At 34.9% G+C, this 15725-nt stretch carries 12 protein-coding genes and 1 tRNA gene; 4 read left to right on the top strand and 9 right to left on the bottom strand.

The genetic code is table 11. From position 1 onward, the window contains the following. Positions 1 to 197: 197 nt before the first annotated feature. The 4 genes from pta (at position 198) to HMPREF9073_RS13550 (ending at position 5116) form a co-directional block, all read left to right on the top strand. Positions 198 to 2273, top strand: a complete 2076-nt coding sequence (pta, locus tag HMPREF9073_RS13565) for a phosphate acetyltransferase (RefSeq protein WP_009751051.1) — start codon at positions 198 to 200, stop codon at positions 2271 to 2273. Positions 2274 to 2336: 63 nt separating this feature from the next. After that, positions 2337 to 3542: an acetate/propionate family kinase gene (locus HMPREF9073_RS13560; protein WP_009751050.1), complete on the top strand. Its 1206-nt coding sequence runs from the start codon at positions 2337 to 2339 to the stop codon at positions 3540 to 3542. 882 nt (positions 3543 to 4424) lie between these two features. Further along, entirely contained in the window at positions 4425 to 4778 is a 354-nt protein-coding gene (locus HMPREF9073_RS13555; RefSeq protein WP_009751049.1) for a hypothetical protein, read from the top strand. 264 nt (positions 4779 to 5042) lie between these two features. After that, positions 5043 to 5116 (top strand) — tRNA-Met (locus HMPREF9073_RS13550). Positions 5117 to 5209: 93 nt separating this feature from the next. Here HMPREF9073_RS13550 and HMPREF9073_RS13545 read toward each other — a convergent pair. From HMPREF9073_RS13545 to HMPREF9073_RS13505, 9 genes are all read right to left on the bottom strand, one after another. Beyond that, entirely contained in the window at positions 5210 to 5782 is a 573-nt protein-coding gene (locus HMPREF9073_RS13545; protein WP_009751048.1) for a DUF3109 family protein, read from the bottom strand. Positions 5783 to 5892: 110 nt separating this feature from the next. Further along, positions 5893 to 6417, bottom strand: coding sequence for a tetratricopeptide repeat protein (locus HMPREF9073_RS13540; RefSeq protein WP_009751047.1), 525 nt, complete (start codon positions 6415 to 6417; stop codon positions 5893 to 5895). A gap of 59 nt (positions 6418 to 6476) precedes the next feature. After that, a complete protein-coding gene (gene truA / locus HMPREF9073_RS13535) occupies positions 6477 to 7229 on the bottom strand; it encodes a tRNA pseudouridine(38-40) synthase TruA (protein ID WP_009751046.1) in 753 nt (250 codons plus the stop codon). A gap of 94 nt (positions 7230 to 7323) precedes the next feature. Further along, positions 7324 to 8580 (bottom strand): lipopolysaccharide assembly protein LapB, encoded by a 1257-nt coding sequence (locus tag HMPREF9073_RS13530; protein WP_009751045.1) that lies wholly within the window; start codon positions 8578 to 8580, stop codon positions 7324 to 7326. Between the two features lie 171 nt (positions 8581 to 8751). After that, positions 8752 to 9699, bottom strand: coding sequence for a DUF4421 family protein (locus HMPREF9073_RS13525; RefSeq protein ID WP_009751044.1), 948 nt, complete (start codon positions 9697 to 9699; stop codon positions 8752 to 8754). Positions 9700 to 9799: 100 nt separating this feature from the next. Next, positions 9800 to 11191, bottom strand: coding sequence for a Pyridoxal-dependent decarboxylase sheet domain protein (locus HMPREF9073_RS13520; protein ID WP_009751043.1), 1392 nt, complete (start codon positions 11189 to 11191; stop codon positions 9800 to 9802). A gap of 453 nt (positions 11192 to 11644) precedes the next feature. Further along, positions 11645 to 12391, bottom strand: coding sequence for a 2,3-diphosphoglycerate-dependent phosphoglycerate mutase (gene gpmA, locus HMPREF9073_RS13515; protein WP_009751041.1), 747 nt, complete (start codon positions 12389 to 12391; stop codon positions 11645 to 11647). Positions 12392 to 12414: 23 nt separating this feature from the next. Continuing rightward, entirely contained in the window at positions 12415 to 15093 is a 2679-nt protein-coding gene (locus HMPREF9073_RS13510) for an AsmA-like C-terminal region-containing protein (protein WP_009751040.1), read from the bottom strand. A 54-nt stretch (positions 15094 to 15147) separates the two neighbouring features. After that, positions 15148 to 15714, bottom strand: a complete 567-nt coding sequence (locus HMPREF9073_RS13505) for an NfeD family protein (protein WP_009751039.1) — start codon at positions 15712 to 15714, stop codon at positions 15148 to 15150. Positions 15715 to 15725 lie beyond the last annotated feature (11 nt).

Below are 15725 nucleotides of genomic sequence, written 5' to 3'. Positions count from 1 at the left end.
TTCAAAATACCAACTGTAAAATGTTAGTTAACTAAAGTAACCAAGTGTTTTTCAAAAGAAAATAACAACTATCTCTATCCAAAATAAAAATGAATTATTTAGGTATTAAAAATAAAAATACCTTTTTCGCTTGTTTTCTTAAATTATATTATTACCTTTGCAACTTATAACATTTAACACTAAAAAGTAAATAAAAAATGAATAAATCTGTTTATGTCATTGCTGCAAATACCCATAGTGGTAAGTCGGTAGTGAGTTTGGGAGGCTTGCCAACGATTAAGCGCAACACTGCCAAGGTAGGTTACTTTAGACCTATTGTAGAAAGTAAATCTAAAAAAGATACTTTCATCGAAACTGTTTTAGAACATTTTAAACTCGATATGAGTTATGATGATGCCTATGCCTACACACGTCAAGAGGTTATCGCTCTTAAAAACGAAGGTAATATAGGCGAAGTGTATGATACTATCATCAAAAAATACAAAGCCTTAGAAAGTAAGTTTGACTTTGTATTAGTCGATAGCTCAAGTGCCGTAGACGATAGCTATTTCGATGCAAACTTCAATGCTTCAGTAGCTCAAAGTCTCAACATTCCTGCATTGGTTGTTCTTAAAGATAATTTTGCTTCAGAAGATGAACTCGCTAACCAAGTACAAGCTACCCTAAACAATTTTATAGAAAAAGATGTTCGCGTACTCAGCGTGTTTGTAAACAAAGCTACTAATGCTACTGCTGCTACTATCAACCGTTTAGAACAGCGCTTCAGCGATACTACTTTTACCGTTATTCCGCGCAAAGAAGAACTCTCTCGCCCTACCATTCGCGAGATTGCTAACGCTCTCAATGCCGAATTCCTTTATAAAGGTGATAATATCGACGTTACCACCAAACGCACTATTGTAGGAGCTATGCAGTTATCTAACTATTTAGCCAAGCTAAACGAAGATACTTTGGCAGTACTCCCTATCGACCGCATCGACCTCATAGCAGGTTCTTTGGTAGCTAACTATTCTAACTTCTCTAACATCAAAGGGGTAGTGCTCTACGGCGACCTACCTCTCAACCCTTCTATGAGTAAGATTTTCGACGGTATCCAAAAGAATATCCCTATAATGGTAGCTAAAACTGATACTTTCGAAACTGCTAATATCATCGGTAATACCCAAGCTCATATCTACCCTGAAAATACTGAAAAAGTAAAAATGCTTCTTCAACTATTTGATGAAAATGTAGATGCCGAAAAACTCAACAACAGTATCGCTTCTTTCAAATCAGAAACTATTACCCCTCGTATGTTCCAATACAATATGGTACAGAAAGCTCGTGCCGGACAAAAACGCATCGTGCTCCCTGAGGGTACTGACGACCGTATTCTTACAGCTGCCTCACAATTAGCCGAAGATGAACTCGTTTACCTCACTATCTTGGGAGAACCCGAAGCCATTAAAACTCGCGCTAAAAACATTTTGGGCTTGAAATGGAACGAAGAACGTATCAGTATTATCAATCCCGCTGAGAGTGATAAATATGAGGCGTATGCCGAAAAACTATACGAATTGCGCAAGAGCAAAGGTTTGGAACTTTCACAAGCTAAAGATCTAATGCTCGATGCATCTTATTTTGGTACAATGATGGTATTCCTCGGTGATGCCGATGGTATGGTATCAGGAGCAGTGAATACTACTGGTCACACTATCCGTCCGTCTTTGCAATTTGTAAAAACTAAACCAGGGGTAAATACCGTTTCCTCTGTATTCTTTATGCTCTTGCACGACCGCGTATTGGTATATGGCGACTGTGCCGTAGTGCCTAACCCTACCGCTGAACAGTTGGCTGATATTGCTATCAGCTCTGCCGACTCTGCTATTGCCTTTGGCATCGAACCTAAAGTAGCCCTCCTCTCCTACTCTTCTGGTAATTCTGGTAGTGGTGCCGATGTTGATAAAGTGCGTGAAGCAACAGCCCTTGTAAAAGAGCGTCGCCCCGAGTTACTCGTAGAAGGACCTATACAATATGACGCTGCGGTAGACCCTAAAGTAGGAAAACAAAAAATGCCAAATTCACCCGTGGCAGGACAAGCCAATGTGCTTATTTTCCCAGACCTTAACACCGGTAACAACACCTATAAAGCGGTGCAACGTGAAACAGGAGGTTTAGCCATAGGCCCTATGTTACAAGGTTTGAAAAAACCTGTAAACGACCTCAGTCGTGGGGCTCTTATCCCTGATATTTACAACACTGTACTTATCACTGCAATACAATCAGAATTTTAGTATATCCTCCCTACCCCCTCTCTAAAAGAGGGGGAAACTAACGACTAATAACAAAAGACTAAAATGGAAATATTAATCATTAATTCAGGGAGTTCATCTCTCAAATATCAGCTTATCGACTCTAAAACAGGAGAATCAAAAGCAAAAGGAATTGTAGACCGCATCAATATTAACGGTAGCTACGTGAAATATGTAGCTGTGAAAAACGGCAAAGAAGTAGAAGTAAAAAAAGAGCAACCTATCCCTACTCACGAAGTGGGTATGAATTTGGTAGCTGAACTTCTTACAGACCCCGAAGTAGGCGTTATCCACAACCCTAACGAAATCAAAGGGGTAGGACACCGAGTAGTACACGGAGGTGAAAATTTCGTACAACCTACTGTAATTACCGATGAGGTAGTAGCCGAAATCAAACGCCTTATTCCTCTATCTCCTTTGCACAACCCAGGACATTTAGAAGGAATACGCGTAGCACAAAAACTTTTTGACAAAGCTACCCACGTAGCCGTGTTTGACACTGCTTTCCACCAAACTATGCCTGCTAAAGCCTTCCGCTATGCCATTCCTAATGAATACTATGAAAAATACGGATTGCGCGCTTATGGATTCCACGGTACCAGTCATAAATATGTAGACGCTCAAGCTCGTAAATACCTCAACAACCCACATATCAAAAACATTACTATTCACTTGGGAAATGGAGCGAGTATGGCTGCTGTAAACGAAAAAGGACAATGTGTAGATACCTCAATGGGACTTACTCCACTCGATGGACTCATTATGGGAACTCGCACTGGGCAGATAGATGCCTCTGTAGTTTTCTTCTTGGGACAAGAATTAGGTATGAACTATGAAGAAGTGAAAACACTCTTTAACAAGAAGAGTGGTATGCTTGGGCTCACAGGACATTCTGATGCTCGTGATGTAGCAGCTCTATATCGTTCAGGTGATGCCAATGCAGCTCTTTGCTATGAGATGTACGGCTACCGCATTCAGAAGTTTATAGGCGCTTATACAGCAGCTCTTAATGGTTTGGATAGTATTGTATTTACCGCAGGTTTGGGCGAAAACGATGCTCTTACCCGTTCATTTGCTTGTAAGAATATGGATTTCTTCGGAATCAAACTCGATGAGAAAAAAAACGAAGAACTCAATCATCCTACTAAACCCGTAGAGATTCAAGCTGCTGATAGCCGCGTGAAGATACTTATCATCCCTACTAATGAAGAATTGCAAATAGTAAATGAGATAGTAAATTTGGTTAAATAACAAAAATAACAAATCATTAGACTATACTGAGGCTTACCCAAAAGTCTCAAAATTGCCTTTATGACACTAAACTTTGCCAAAGTTTTACACTTTGGCAAAGTTAATTATACTGATAATCAATTATTATTAGTTATATTATAGAGGGTTAGCAAATCGCCCTCGCAAAACAAAACTCTTCGAATAGCCTCTTTTTTCATTAAATGTTTAAGCCATTAAAAAATACTCCTATTTCCCAACGATTCTTATAAAGATTAGCCATCTGAAGTTGACTTAAGGCATTAGTTAAGAAATTAATTCACATTTTCTCTTCTTCTACACAAAACTTTATAAGTCTTATTACTTTTAGGTATAGTAATACACCACGAAAACTTTCGCGATTACTTAGTATAGCAAAAAGTAGATTCCAACAAGAATAATGTTTAACATATATGCTGTCAGAATAGCTATCAACTATATTCTATTAAGCTTAATGCAATTGAAAAAAGATATTAGTTGTATAAAAATGTAATTATCTTAACACGTAGCTGATTGTTTTATTTGCAATATAAACAAAATATATTCAAGTATATTTGACTAAAAATCAATATAACTTACTAATAATTAGCTGGTTAAAAAGGATTTCTTTTTTTTTAAACAGAATAGTAGTAGACTTTATTATATCTAAAACCTAATTTTTTGTTAAAATATTTTTTCCATCGTATAATAATATTTCATATCTTTGCAACCGATATATTAAATAACGTCAGTTCAATATAACAAAACACTGATTTACAACTATGAAAATCAATAAATTACTTACATTGAACTCACGTTAAATAACAAAAGGCGATAACCCGAAAAGCCTTTAACAGAGTAGGGAAGTAATTTTAATTTTCAGTTTTTATGGAAGAAAATACAACTTCAACACAAGAACAAACAGTATCTCAGGCACAGCAACAAGCTCAACAAGTTGCTAAAGAAAACAATCCTCCTACTATCATTATCCAAAATACCCATTCTTCTAATAGTAATGGGATAGGTACAGCTGGTTTTATATTAGCTTTAATAGCTATCTTTTTAGTATGGGTTCCTTTCTTAGGATGGATCGTTTGGATTTTAGGACTTATTCTATCAGGAATAGGCGTTACCAAAACACCTAGAGGATTAGCTATCGCAGGACTTGCTATTTCTCTAATAGGTCTTATTTTCCTTATCCTTTTAGCTACTTTTTTTGTAGCAAGTACTGCTGTTTCTTAACTTATACTCAAACTAAAAATACCTCCAAAATTCAAATTTTGGAGGTATTTTTCATTATTTTCAAATTAAAAAAAATATAAAACTTTATTCAAACCCCGAAAAAATCAAGGATAAGTAATGCTTTTCTATTTTATAATCTTTTGATAATTAATTACTTTTATATTTTTCATATTTCGAAATCAAAAATAAATAAATATTTCTTTGGTAGTAAAAAAAAAAAGTAGTACCTTTGCAACCGCAAAAGAGAAAAAGATATAGATTAATGGCGAGGTAGCTCAGGTGGTTAGAGCGTTGGATTCATAACCCAAAGGTCACGGGTTCAAATCCCGTCTTCGCTACAAAATAGGCGTAATTAGTTTGATAATCAACTAATTACGCCAAGTTTTTTTTAAAATAGCTGTGTCAGTTTTTAGATTTCTCTATGTTCATTATCACTTTTTCAAATGTTCTGCTATAAGTTCTAATTCTTTATACCATTCTTCTCCAAATTTTCTAATAAGGGCTTCTTTTACAAACTTATAAATTGGCATCTCTAACTCTTTCCCTAAAGTACAAGCTTCATCACATATAGGACTCCAACGATGATAATTTACCGCTGTAAATGAACTATACTCTTGCAAACGTATGGGATATAAATGACAAGATATAGGTTTCTTCCATTCTATTTTTTTATCATTATATGCTTGTTCAATAGCACAAAGTGCCCAACCTTTTTCATTTCGTACTACATAAGCACATTCTCCCCTATTTATCAATGGGGTTTCCCATTCTCCGTCTTCTCCTTTTACATATATTCCTTGCTCCTCTATAGCTCTCTTTCCTTCTTCAGTAAGGTATGGTGCCACTTCTGGATAAATACGTTTCATTATATTGAGTTCTCGCTCTTCTATAGGCGCTCCCGCATCTCCTTCTATACAACAAGCTCCTTTGCAGGCGCTAAGGTTACAAACAAAATCTCTTTCTACTATATCTTCTGAAATAATAGTATTAGCTACTTGTATCATTTTATTAAATTATTATGTTAACAATAAAAAAATAAAAGAGTAAAATGTTACTTTTAACTCTTTTATCTGTTTTAAAATTTTTAAAATCAATATACTGACCTATTCTTTATTTAGATTTTCTTAAGTTGTTGTTGCATCATTCTTATTTGTTCGGTCATAAGATTTTGCTTGTCTAACTTTTTAGCTTCTGTAAGAAGCTCTTGGGCTTCGCGTTTTTTGCGTTTTTGCATCATTATACCTGCTAAACTCAATTTTGCCATTGCTACATCGTAATTCATTGTGAGCCCTAATTGTAAGGCTTTACGAAAGTATTTTTCAGCTTGTGTAAGGTTTTTTTGCGAATAAATAATTCCGTACATATAGTTGTAATACCCTTGTTGTTTGCGTAATAAGGCTGTTTCTGGGTCTACGATTTTGCCAAGCCATTTTTCCATTCCTGCAAAATCTTGTTTTCGCAAACGCAAAAAGGTAAGCAATATAAACTCATTGCGAAAATACAATAAAATAGGAATAAGTGATAGAAAAATGAGAGCAATACCATTCCCTATATTTCCTCGAGTGAATTGATATACTGCCCAAGCTACAATAAGGACAGCTACAACTATTTTTAAGTATTTGTTTTGTAGATATTTCATTTATAGTTTTATTTAAAAAGTTTGCAAAAGTAGTGAATTTCACTGAATAATACTAATATTTAATTGATTTTTTGAATAAAAAGATCTTCAGGATACTCTATATGAGTGAGAAACAATCCACAAGCTGGCACTGATGCTCCTGCTTTATTTCTATTCTTGCTGAGAATAATATCTTCAAAGTCTGTAAGTGATAGCTTTTGTAATCCAACATCTATAAGAGTTCCTACAATAGCACGCACCATATTGCGCAAGAAACGATCGGCTGTGATGGTAAAGATAAGTTGTTTGTCTATTTTCTCCCAATGTGCTTTATAAATTCTGCATATAAAAGTCTTTACATCGGTATGAGTTTTAGAAAAACATTGAAAATCGCTATAATCAAGGAGTATTTGAGCAGCTTCATTCATTATTGCTACATTTAATGGATGAGTGAAAAACATTGCATAATCATACGCAAACACATCTTTTTGAGTACTAATATGATACTGATAGGTACGTTTGAGAGCATCAAATCGGGTATGAGCATTTGGTTTCATCTCATATATGTTGTGAACAGCAATATCTTTTGGTAAGAAAGCGTTTAATCTGTGTACAAAGTTGGTAGGTAAAGGTTCGGTTACATCAAAATGAGCAAACATTTGTGAAGCATGTACACCACTATCAGTACGTCCTGCTCCTACTACACTTACAGGAGTTCGAAGTATTGTTGAAAGTCCTTGCTCTAAAACTTCTTGCACAGAAATAGCCTTCGGTTGAGATTGCCAACCGTGATAGTTTTTACCAAAGAAAGAGAGTTCTATAAAATAACGCATTTCGACAAAATAGAATATTTTATTGAATAGGAATAAAAAAATAGGAATTAGAGAGAAAAGTCTAATTCCTATTTTTTATTTTCATAGGATTCAATTATTGTCCTAAAAGTTTTTTTACACGTTGGAAATTAGCACTATCTCCTAAAGCTCCATAGATGTTTTTCAATTGTTCTAAGATGTTTTCAACATTACCATTTGCTTTGGTATAGTTTTCTAATACTTCAGCACCTTTTTTGAATAAACTATCTTTTTGATCTCTCAATGCTTCAAATTTAGCAATATCAGCTTTAGAGTTTCCTAATTTGTTCATTTGCTCAATCAAACTATTTCCCTCGTTGATGTAGGTAGTAGAGATATTCAAAGCGGCATCGGCGTAGTTAGGTTTAATTTTAAGCGCTTGTTCAAAACCTTTGCGAGCTTCTAAAATATTACCTTGTTGCATATTGATTACCCCAATATTGTAGTGAAGGTCAGCATTATTTGGATCAAGTTGAGCAGCTTCTTGCATTAGTTGTTTAAATTTTTCTTTATTGTCTAACTGCAAGTATACATTAGCTTCAGCAAGGATGATGTTCGCATCTTTAGGATATGCTTTTTTAGCATCTTCAAATGCTTTGATAGCCTCATCAACTTTCTTTTGTTCTACATAGATAAAGGCTATGTTTTTTATGATATCGGCACGTTTAGAAGGCGTTTTTTCAACTCTTGCTTTTTCGTGAGTCCCTGCTTTTACCATTAGTTCAGCTTGGTTTTTATCAGCGAAAGTCTCATCTTGTTTAGTTTGTTTATTGGTTGCGATATAAAGTGTTTCAGCTCCATCATAACCAAGGTCTTTAAGTTCTGAGTACAATTTCACGGCTTTATCATAGTCTTTACCTTCCACTGCTACTACAGCAGCATTGTACAAGAACACAGTATCGCGAGCGCTAAGACGATATACTTGTTCAAAAGCTATTGAAGCATTTTTGTAATCCTTAACTTTGTACTTCTCTTGAGCTTGCCCTACTGCAAAGTTTATAGCTTCATCAGCTAATGATTGTAACTGATTAGTATATTTTCCTTTACCGCCTTCTAATTGTTTTACTTTAGCAAAAGCAGCGGTAGCGTTTTGCAAAGAAGCCAAACTTTTGTTTTTTTTAGTAAGCTCAATATTAGCTTGAGCTTCTAAGAAATAGAACTGAGGAGCGAACTCAGTACCTTCTATACTTCCTTTAATGGCATTTAAACCACTTTGAGCTGATGTTAAATCACCTTTACGGATTTGTTTTTCAATCTCTTTAAGTTCTTTTTTTTGTCCGAATGCGACTGCCGAAATAAGTAGAGCAGCAGCCATTAATAATGGTTTTCTCATATTGTTTTGCAATTTTAAAACAGTTTTTTGTTTTATGTATTCATTTATAAGTCGCAAATGTAGTGCTTTATTTTAAAAATACCAAATATTTTTAACTTTTTATTTAGAAACAAATATTATACCAATTGTATTATTTTGATTATTAGATTATTGCTTTTTCAAAGGAATAGACTACATTCCTAAGAACCTCATCACTTTGTTGTTATGACGGGTAGTAACATTGAGTTGTTGTGTGAAACTAATTCTAAAAGTAGAGTTTTTAATACTTACAAGGTCGGAATCATTAAAATATACACGCTTGTTGTTATGCAATATTGAAAAATCTATTGTTGAACTTTTAATTTTGTAAGTAAGAGCTATGTTATATCTAAAATTTACATATTGATTGATTTTCATTTTACTTATAGGAGCTGTTTCTCCACCAAAATAAAATCCTAATCCTATTAAGCCGCTAAAAGTGAGATTGGGGGCAAGTTGCCAAAGATTGGCTACCCCTCCACTAAATCCAGCTTGTATATGTTTAAAATCGTCAGTTCTATCTGGATCCACAAGAGGCAAGCTGAGTTTATGATGGAAAACACCTCCTCCAAAATAGAAACTGAAAAAAGGTTTTAGTGGTTCACCTTCTGGATTAAATATATTTTTTAAAGAGGTTTCTCTCCATTTGGTAAAATACAAAAATTCACTTCCTATCTGTTGTACACGAGCATCTTTGAGAAGGTGTATATTTTGACCATTTTCATAATAGAAACCTTTATAACTTTGATAATAAATATCTAACAAAAACTTATTGCTAATAAAGGAATGTAATTGAAAATCAAAATAGCTCGTTTTTCCATATTTATTTTCGTTGCGCAAAGGCATTAAACCTCTAGCATAATCAAGGTTTACATAGGTATTATGTACTCCTAACCCCAACCCCATTGTAAGAGGATAGTTAGGTAATATTGTTTTATTTTTCAAATCTTTATTAATAGGAGCGTCTTCTATATCAACTGCGAGATAATTGATACTCAATGAAGGTTTTATCCACACTTTATAGTGGTATCTTTTAGTAGCTGTGGTATCTTGTGCCCATAAAGTAGTGATTGATAAGAAAAAAAGAATTATGTATTTCATTTTGTCAGAAGTTAAAGAAAAAGGAGTTAGGGCTTGTAGAACCTTTGTCAAAGTCGTAAAGGACTTTGACAAAGGTTCTACAAAGTTTATACCTTAAATTTTAGTAACCTAAGATTTTTAGCATTTCATCAGCTTTTTGTTGTTCCATAAAGAGACGGGAGGTAAGGTTACCATTTTTATCTTTATCGATAAGTACGATTTTAGGTTGTGGAATGAGGCAGTGTTGCAATCCCCCTACCCCACCAATACTATCTTGGTATGCTCCTGTATTGAAGAAACCTATATAGAGTGGTTTATTTTTGTTATATTTAGGCAGATAGATAGCGTTCATATTTTGTTCGCTGTTGTAATAATCATCACCATCACAAGTGAGTCCACCGAGGAGTACGCGTTCGTACTCATCATTCCAACGGTTGATAGGTAATAATACAAAACGTTTATTAATAGCCCAAGAATCGGGTAAAGTAGTAATGAAAGAGGAATTAATCATATTCCATTTCTCGCGGTCGTTTTGTTGTTTTTGGTACATTATCTCGTAGATAGCGCCTCCTGCCTCACCCACTGTAAAACTACCAAATTCAGTAAAAATGTTGGGTACGGGTACTTTTTCTTGGTCGCAAGTAATTTTTATCTGACGGATAATCTCATCAACCATATAGGCGTAGTCGTACTCAAAAGCTAACGAACTCTTGATAGGGAAACCTCCACCTATATTAAGGCTATCAAGTTCAGGAGCTACTTTTTTAAGTTGGATATAGACGCGCAAACACTTCAAGAGTTCATTCCAATAGTAAGCATTATCTTTAATACCTGTATTGATAAAGAAATGCAACATTTTGAGGCGTACTTTAGGGTTATCTTTAATCTCACGATTGTAGAAAGGTACAATATTTTTGTAGCCAATACCTAAACGACTGGTATAGAACTCAGAACGAGGGTCTTCTTCAGAAGCAATACGAATACCAATATTGTATGAGCCTTTTATTTTTTCTTCAAACAAATTGATTTCCTCATAGTTATCAATGATAGGAATACAATTTTGATAGCCACGATTGATAAGATCGGCAATGCCATCAATATAAGCATCGCGTTTGAAGCCATTACACAAAATATAATTCTCTTTGGTAATCAATCCTTCGCTGATAAGGTTGTTGATAATGTTGATATCAAAAGCTGAAGAGGTTTCCATGTGGATATCATTCTTCAAAGCTTCTACCATTACGTGTTTGAAATGAGAACTTTTGGTGCAATAACAGTAGTTATAAGCCCCTTTGTATTTGTGTTTTTTAATAGCTTTTTCAAACCATTTTTTGGCACGTTGAATATTCTCGGATATTCTGGGTAGATACATAAATTTGAGGGGAGCTCCATACTTGCGTACAAGTTCCATCAAATCAATATTGTGAAAGCGAAGTTCATCGCCATCTAAAGTAAATTCATCTTGTGGAAAATAGTAGGTTTGGTCAATTAGGTCGATATATTTATTTTTCATTTGTACAGTGTAAATTAAATAATGAGTAATTTTCTATAAAAAAACATTTGAGGCAACCTTAATTTGTTACCTATTTATTACCTAACTACACCTGATTCAAATACGAAGTGGTGAAAGACTACTTTTAGCCTTAAATTTAATTTGTAGAGAATGAGTGCGTGCAGAGTGAAAATAACTTAAAAATAAAATGTTCATTTTCAACGACCAAAGGTTTTAGTAATTAAATTATCTTATACTTCAGAAATAGTATATTACTATTTGAGTGCAAAAATAATTATTATTTTTGAATTACAAACACATTGGATAGAAAAAAGTGAGGAATATTTTATAGTCTGGAACATTCATTTAGATATTTTTAAGGTTCAAGTTGTGGAATATACTCATTTTATAGAGGACAAAAATACCTCCAGAAAGGATAAAATTTCTTGGAGGTATTTTTTATAAAAACAAATACTATTTTGATTTTCCTTGATTTGCAACGCTGTTAATAGCAGCTGCAATTGCTTCTTGGTCACCTAAGTAATAGTGTTTGATAGGTTTTAAGTTAGCATCAAGTTCATACACCAAAGGTACCCCTGTAGGGATGTTAAGTTTAAGGATTTCATCCTCAGAAAGTCCATCGAGGTATTGAACTAATGAGCGCAAACTATTACCGTGAGCTGCAATGATCACACTTTTACCAGCTTTGATGTCAGGAGCTATCTCGTTGAACCATATAGGCAACATACGATCATAGCAATCTTTAAGGCTCTCTCCGGGAGTTTTTTCCTCTTTAGTAAGTGAGTTGTAACGACGGTCGTGTGAAGGGTGACGTTCATCGGATTCTTCGATAAATGGAGGGCGTACATCGTAAGAGCGACGCCATAAAAGTACTTGGTCTTCACCATATTTAGCAGCTGTTTCAGCTTTGTTTAAGCCTTGTAATGCTCCATAACTTTTCTCGTTGAGTCTCCAGCTTTTGTGAGTAGGTACCCAAAGGTCACCCATTGCTTCTAAAGCATTGTTCAAGGTTTTGATAGCTCTTTTAAGTACAGATGTGTAGGCAACATCGAATTTGAAACCTTCTTCTTTCATAACACGTCCTGCTTCACGAGCTTCTTGTACTCCTTGCTCAGTTAAATCTACATCTTGCCACCCTGTGAATAGGTTGAGCTTGTTCCATTCACTTTGTCCGTGGCGTAAAAGTACTACTTTATACATATATAATTCAATTAATTTTGTTTTTATTCGCCTTCATTTTTTCCTCCTAAGCCTTTAAGGAAGTTACCTAATTGTTTTTTAGCTTCCTTTTTAGCCTCTTCTTTGGCTTTTTCTTTCACTTTAGTCATTGTGCTATCTCTGTTTTTCATCAGTCCACCAACAGTTTTTGTGATTTCGCCTGCTGTACCTGAACTGGTTTTACCTCCTAAAGCCTTTTGTAATGCGTCGGTGCCTTTAGCGGTAAGGTTGTTAATTTGGTTTTTAGCTATTTGGGTAGCCAAATCTTTTACTACGGTTTTGGCATCAGTGCTTACTTGAGGTTTTTTGAAAGTTCCACCTACGGTTGCTACCACAGGCAAGTTGGTTATTTTTTTCTGATTTTCAGGAGTGAGTTTTGACAACAAACCTTCAGCCTCTTTACCTAACATTTGAGGAGGAACATTGAAAGTGAGCTTATAATTCATCTGTTGGTCAAATCCGTGAGAACCTGCTACTTCTATGGCTACATCTTTATATTTGATAGTAAAAGGTTTAATTTTTACTTTTCCATCCTCAAAATCAACCGCTGCTTTTACATCTTTCAGGTTGAGATTGGCTAAATTTAATCCTGTAAACTGACTGTCTAAGGCTGAGAGTAGAGGAGAACCGTGGCTGTCAATCTTAGAGTCTATAAGCGCGGCAAATAGGTCGCCAGAGATACTGTTAATTTCAGGAGTTAAATCGTTTTTCAAATTACCTTTTACATTGATAACTGTATTCACTTTTCCTTGTACGGCTTTTGCAATAGGAGCTATCTTTTCGAGCATAGTAATTTGTGTAAAAGCATCGGATATGTTAAGGCGATTGAGGTTCAAGTCTACGTCAAAGGTAGGTATTTTTTCTTTGGTAGACACATCACCTGTAAGTGCTATATTCCCTCCAAAAATATCTGATTTTAAGTTTTCTAAAGCCACTTTTTGGTCTTTTATAATTAGCTTACCTGATACGTTGCTTAATTTTAAATTGTCGTATAACACCGTATTAGCTTTGGCAGTAAGTGCACAATCTAAGAAAGCGGGTACTTTTATAGCTGATTGAGCAGGAGCTTTAGCAGTTGTTTTAGGGGCTTCTTTAGTTTCTTGTTTAGGAGTTGCTGTTTCGGCAGTAGCAGGTTGCATAAAATCATTTACCACCAATTTGTTAGAAGAAAGGTTAAAGTTCCCTTTGAGGATTTCTTTTCTGAAAGCAAAACCATATAGATTATCGATTGTTCCTGTGAGATGCAAATCGGTTTCACCCGTACGGGCATCGAATTGAGACAGCCCAATGTGTGAAGGACTAAATGCTACATTCAAATTATCGATATGGAAAGGTTTTACAAACTCTTCGCCCGCGTATACAAATTGAGAAAGCGACAAATTACCCTGCGCTTTGATATTTTGGTAGTTTTTAGTTTCTACTGATTTCATATCCAACTGTGTAGCGATATCGGCACGAAGAATACCGGAGAACTTCTTATCCAACGAAATAGGATAAGCTTGTGATAAGTTAGCCAAATTGATAGTACCTTTTATCGCTAAATCAACAAATGGATTTACTACCATATTGCTCACATTGGCACGGGCTGAGAAGTGGTCTTGGTCGATACTCATTGTAAATTTATTGAGGTTTACTTTGGTATCATTAGTAATACCTGTAGCATTATTCACTTTGAGGTCGATAGTGATATCACGCACTGTTTTAGGGAGGTTTGGATATTTGAAAGAAGCATTATCAGCATACATTTCAAGACCAAAAGTAGGGATTTTATCACCTACCATATCTCCCTTAGCAAAGCCTTTGAGTGTGAGATTACCTGTAGTTTTTACATTTTCAATACTTTTAGCATACTCTTCAGGGATAAGAGCTAAGAAGTTTTGAAATGAATTAGTAGGGGTGCTAAAAGTAAGGTCGTAATGTTGTCCTTCCTCTAACAGTTGAATAAAACCATCAAATACTAAATCTAATCGATTTACGGTAGCTTTATTTTGTTTGAAAGTGTACTTTTGATTTTTTAGGTCGATGCCTAAAATAGCTTGAAGTGTAATGGGGACTTGTTTCATAAAAGTACTTTTATCCATTGCAAAAGTTACATTGGCTTTAGTTTGTGTATCTAAATCTAATACTTCTTCAGCAAAGTTACCTTTTCCGCTATGGTAGATGTCGGCTACTTCCATAAATAGGTTACCATCATCCATTTTGAAAGTGAATTTCAAATTCTCGATGTTGTATTGTTGAATATCAAGTTTAATAGGGGCAGATTCTTCTTCAGGTTTATCGGAAGGGATAGCGATATCAAAGTTACCAGCTCCTTCTTTATTGAGGTGGATGTATACAGAAGCATCTTTTACATTAGCTCCTAACAAATTATAGTTACCCGCTAATAAATCTTTGATACTCAAAGTTACATCAATATGTTTAGCAGCAAAAAGGGTATCGCCTACAAAAGGCTCTTTGTTTACCAAAACAAAATCGTTGAGAGTAACGTGTGCCTTAGGAAAGTTTTTGAATAGACTGATATCTACATCTTGTAAAGCAATATTCGCTTTCAAATTCTCGTTTGCCATCTCAATCACCTTTTCTTTGATAGTATCTTTAAAGAAAAAAGGGATAGCAAGCATTGCAATAATGAGGAGTAAAAGTGAGATACCTCCCCATTTCAGTATTTTTTTAGCTATTTTCATTGTGTTTATGATTATGTTTTATAGAGGGCAAAAGTACAAAATAATTTTGAATTGTTACAATCGTTCTACAAATAAAACAGTATCGTCTACAGAAATTATTTTCACGATGGTGTTAGAAGGGAGGCGTTCACCGGTGGTCATAGCATCTAATTCGTGTATAGTACCGCGCACACTAATGGTTACTTTGCCTCTTCCCTGTTTGTATTCAGGAATAGGGATATAAACCTCGGCAGTTTTGCCTATGGTTTCAGAGAATTTGAAAGTATTATCTTCTGAAAGTTTCATCAGAGCTCTGATAATAAGGAAGAAAAGATATACAAACAAAGCTCCTACTATAGTAGCTAAAGCTATGAGTAAGAGCTGATTGTGTATAATTTTATAAAATGAAATACCAGTCCAGCTAAATCCTAACAAGAAGTTAATCAAATTGCGGAAAGAGAAAAGCTGGAAAGGTGTGTCGCCTCCGTTGAGATCACCGTCAAAATCGGCAGAAGTACCATCGGAGGCGTCACTTCCTATGAATGTAAGAATCATTTGAATGATAAAAATCACTGAAGTAGGAATTGCTATCATCCAAAATCCTTTTAAAAGAGTATCAAGGTTATTGAAAACTTCTAACATAGTATATTGTT

The organism is Capnocytophaga sp. oral taxon 326 str. F0382 (assembly GCF_000318295.1).
In the GTDB taxonomy this organism is placed as follows: domain Bacteria; phylum Bacteroidota; class Bacteroidia; order Flavobacteriales; family Flavobacteriaceae; genus Capnocytophaga; species Capnocytophaga periodontitidis.
Note: the sequence above shows the minus strand (reverse complement) of the source record. Positions and strands in the feature narration are given on the sequence as shown.

Excerpts from the sequence above, each read along its gene's own strand:
- HMPREF9073_RS13560 (WP_009751050.1), top strand. The coding sequence starts at position 2,337 with ATGGAAATATTAATCATTAATTCAGGGAGTTCATCTCTCAAATATCAG.
- HMPREF9073_RS13540 (WP_009751047.1), bottom strand. The coding sequence starts at position 6,417 with ATGAAATATCTACAAAACAAATACTTAAAAATAGTTGTAGCTGTCCTT.
- HMPREF9073_RS13530 (WP_009751045.1), bottom strand. The coding sequence starts at position 8,580 with ATGAGAAAACCATTATTAATGGCTGCTGCTCTACTTATTTCGGCAGTC.
- HMPREF9073_RS13505 (WP_009751039.1), bottom strand. The coding sequence starts at position 15,714 with ATGTTAGAAGTTTTCAATAACCTTGATACTCTTTTAAAAGGATTTTGG.
- truA (WP_009751046.1), bottom strand. The coding sequence starts at position 7,229 with ATGCGTTATTTTATAGAACTCTCTTTCTTTGGTAAAAACTATCACGGT.
- HMPREF9073_RS13545 (WP_009751048.1), bottom strand. The coding sequence starts at position 5,782 with ATGATACAAGTAGCTAATACTATTATTTCAGAAGATATAGTAGAAAGA.
- HMPREF9073_RS13555 (WP_009751049.1), top strand. The coding sequence starts at position 4,425 with ATGGAAGAAAATACAACTTCAACACAAGAACAAACAGTATCTCAGGCA.
- HMPREF9073_RS13525 (WP_009751044.1), bottom strand. The coding sequence starts at position 9,699 with ATGAAATACATAATTCTTTTTTTCTTATCAATCACTACTTTATGGGCA.
- HMPREF9073_RS13520 (WP_009751043.1), bottom strand. The coding sequence starts at position 11,191 with ATGAAAAATAAATATATCGACCTAATTGACCAAACCTACTATTTTCCA.
- pta (WP_009751051.1), top strand. The coding sequence starts at position 198 with ATGAATAAATCTGTTTATGTCATTGCTGCAAATACCCATAGTGGTAAG.
- gpmA (WP_009751041.1), bottom strand. The coding sequence starts at position 12,391 with ATGTATAAAGTAGTACTTTTACGCCACGGACAAAGTGAATGGAACAAG.
- HMPREF9073_RS13510 (WP_009751040.1), bottom strand. The coding sequence starts at position 15,093 with ATGAAAATAGCTAAAAAAATACTGAAATGGGGAGGTATCTCACTTTTA.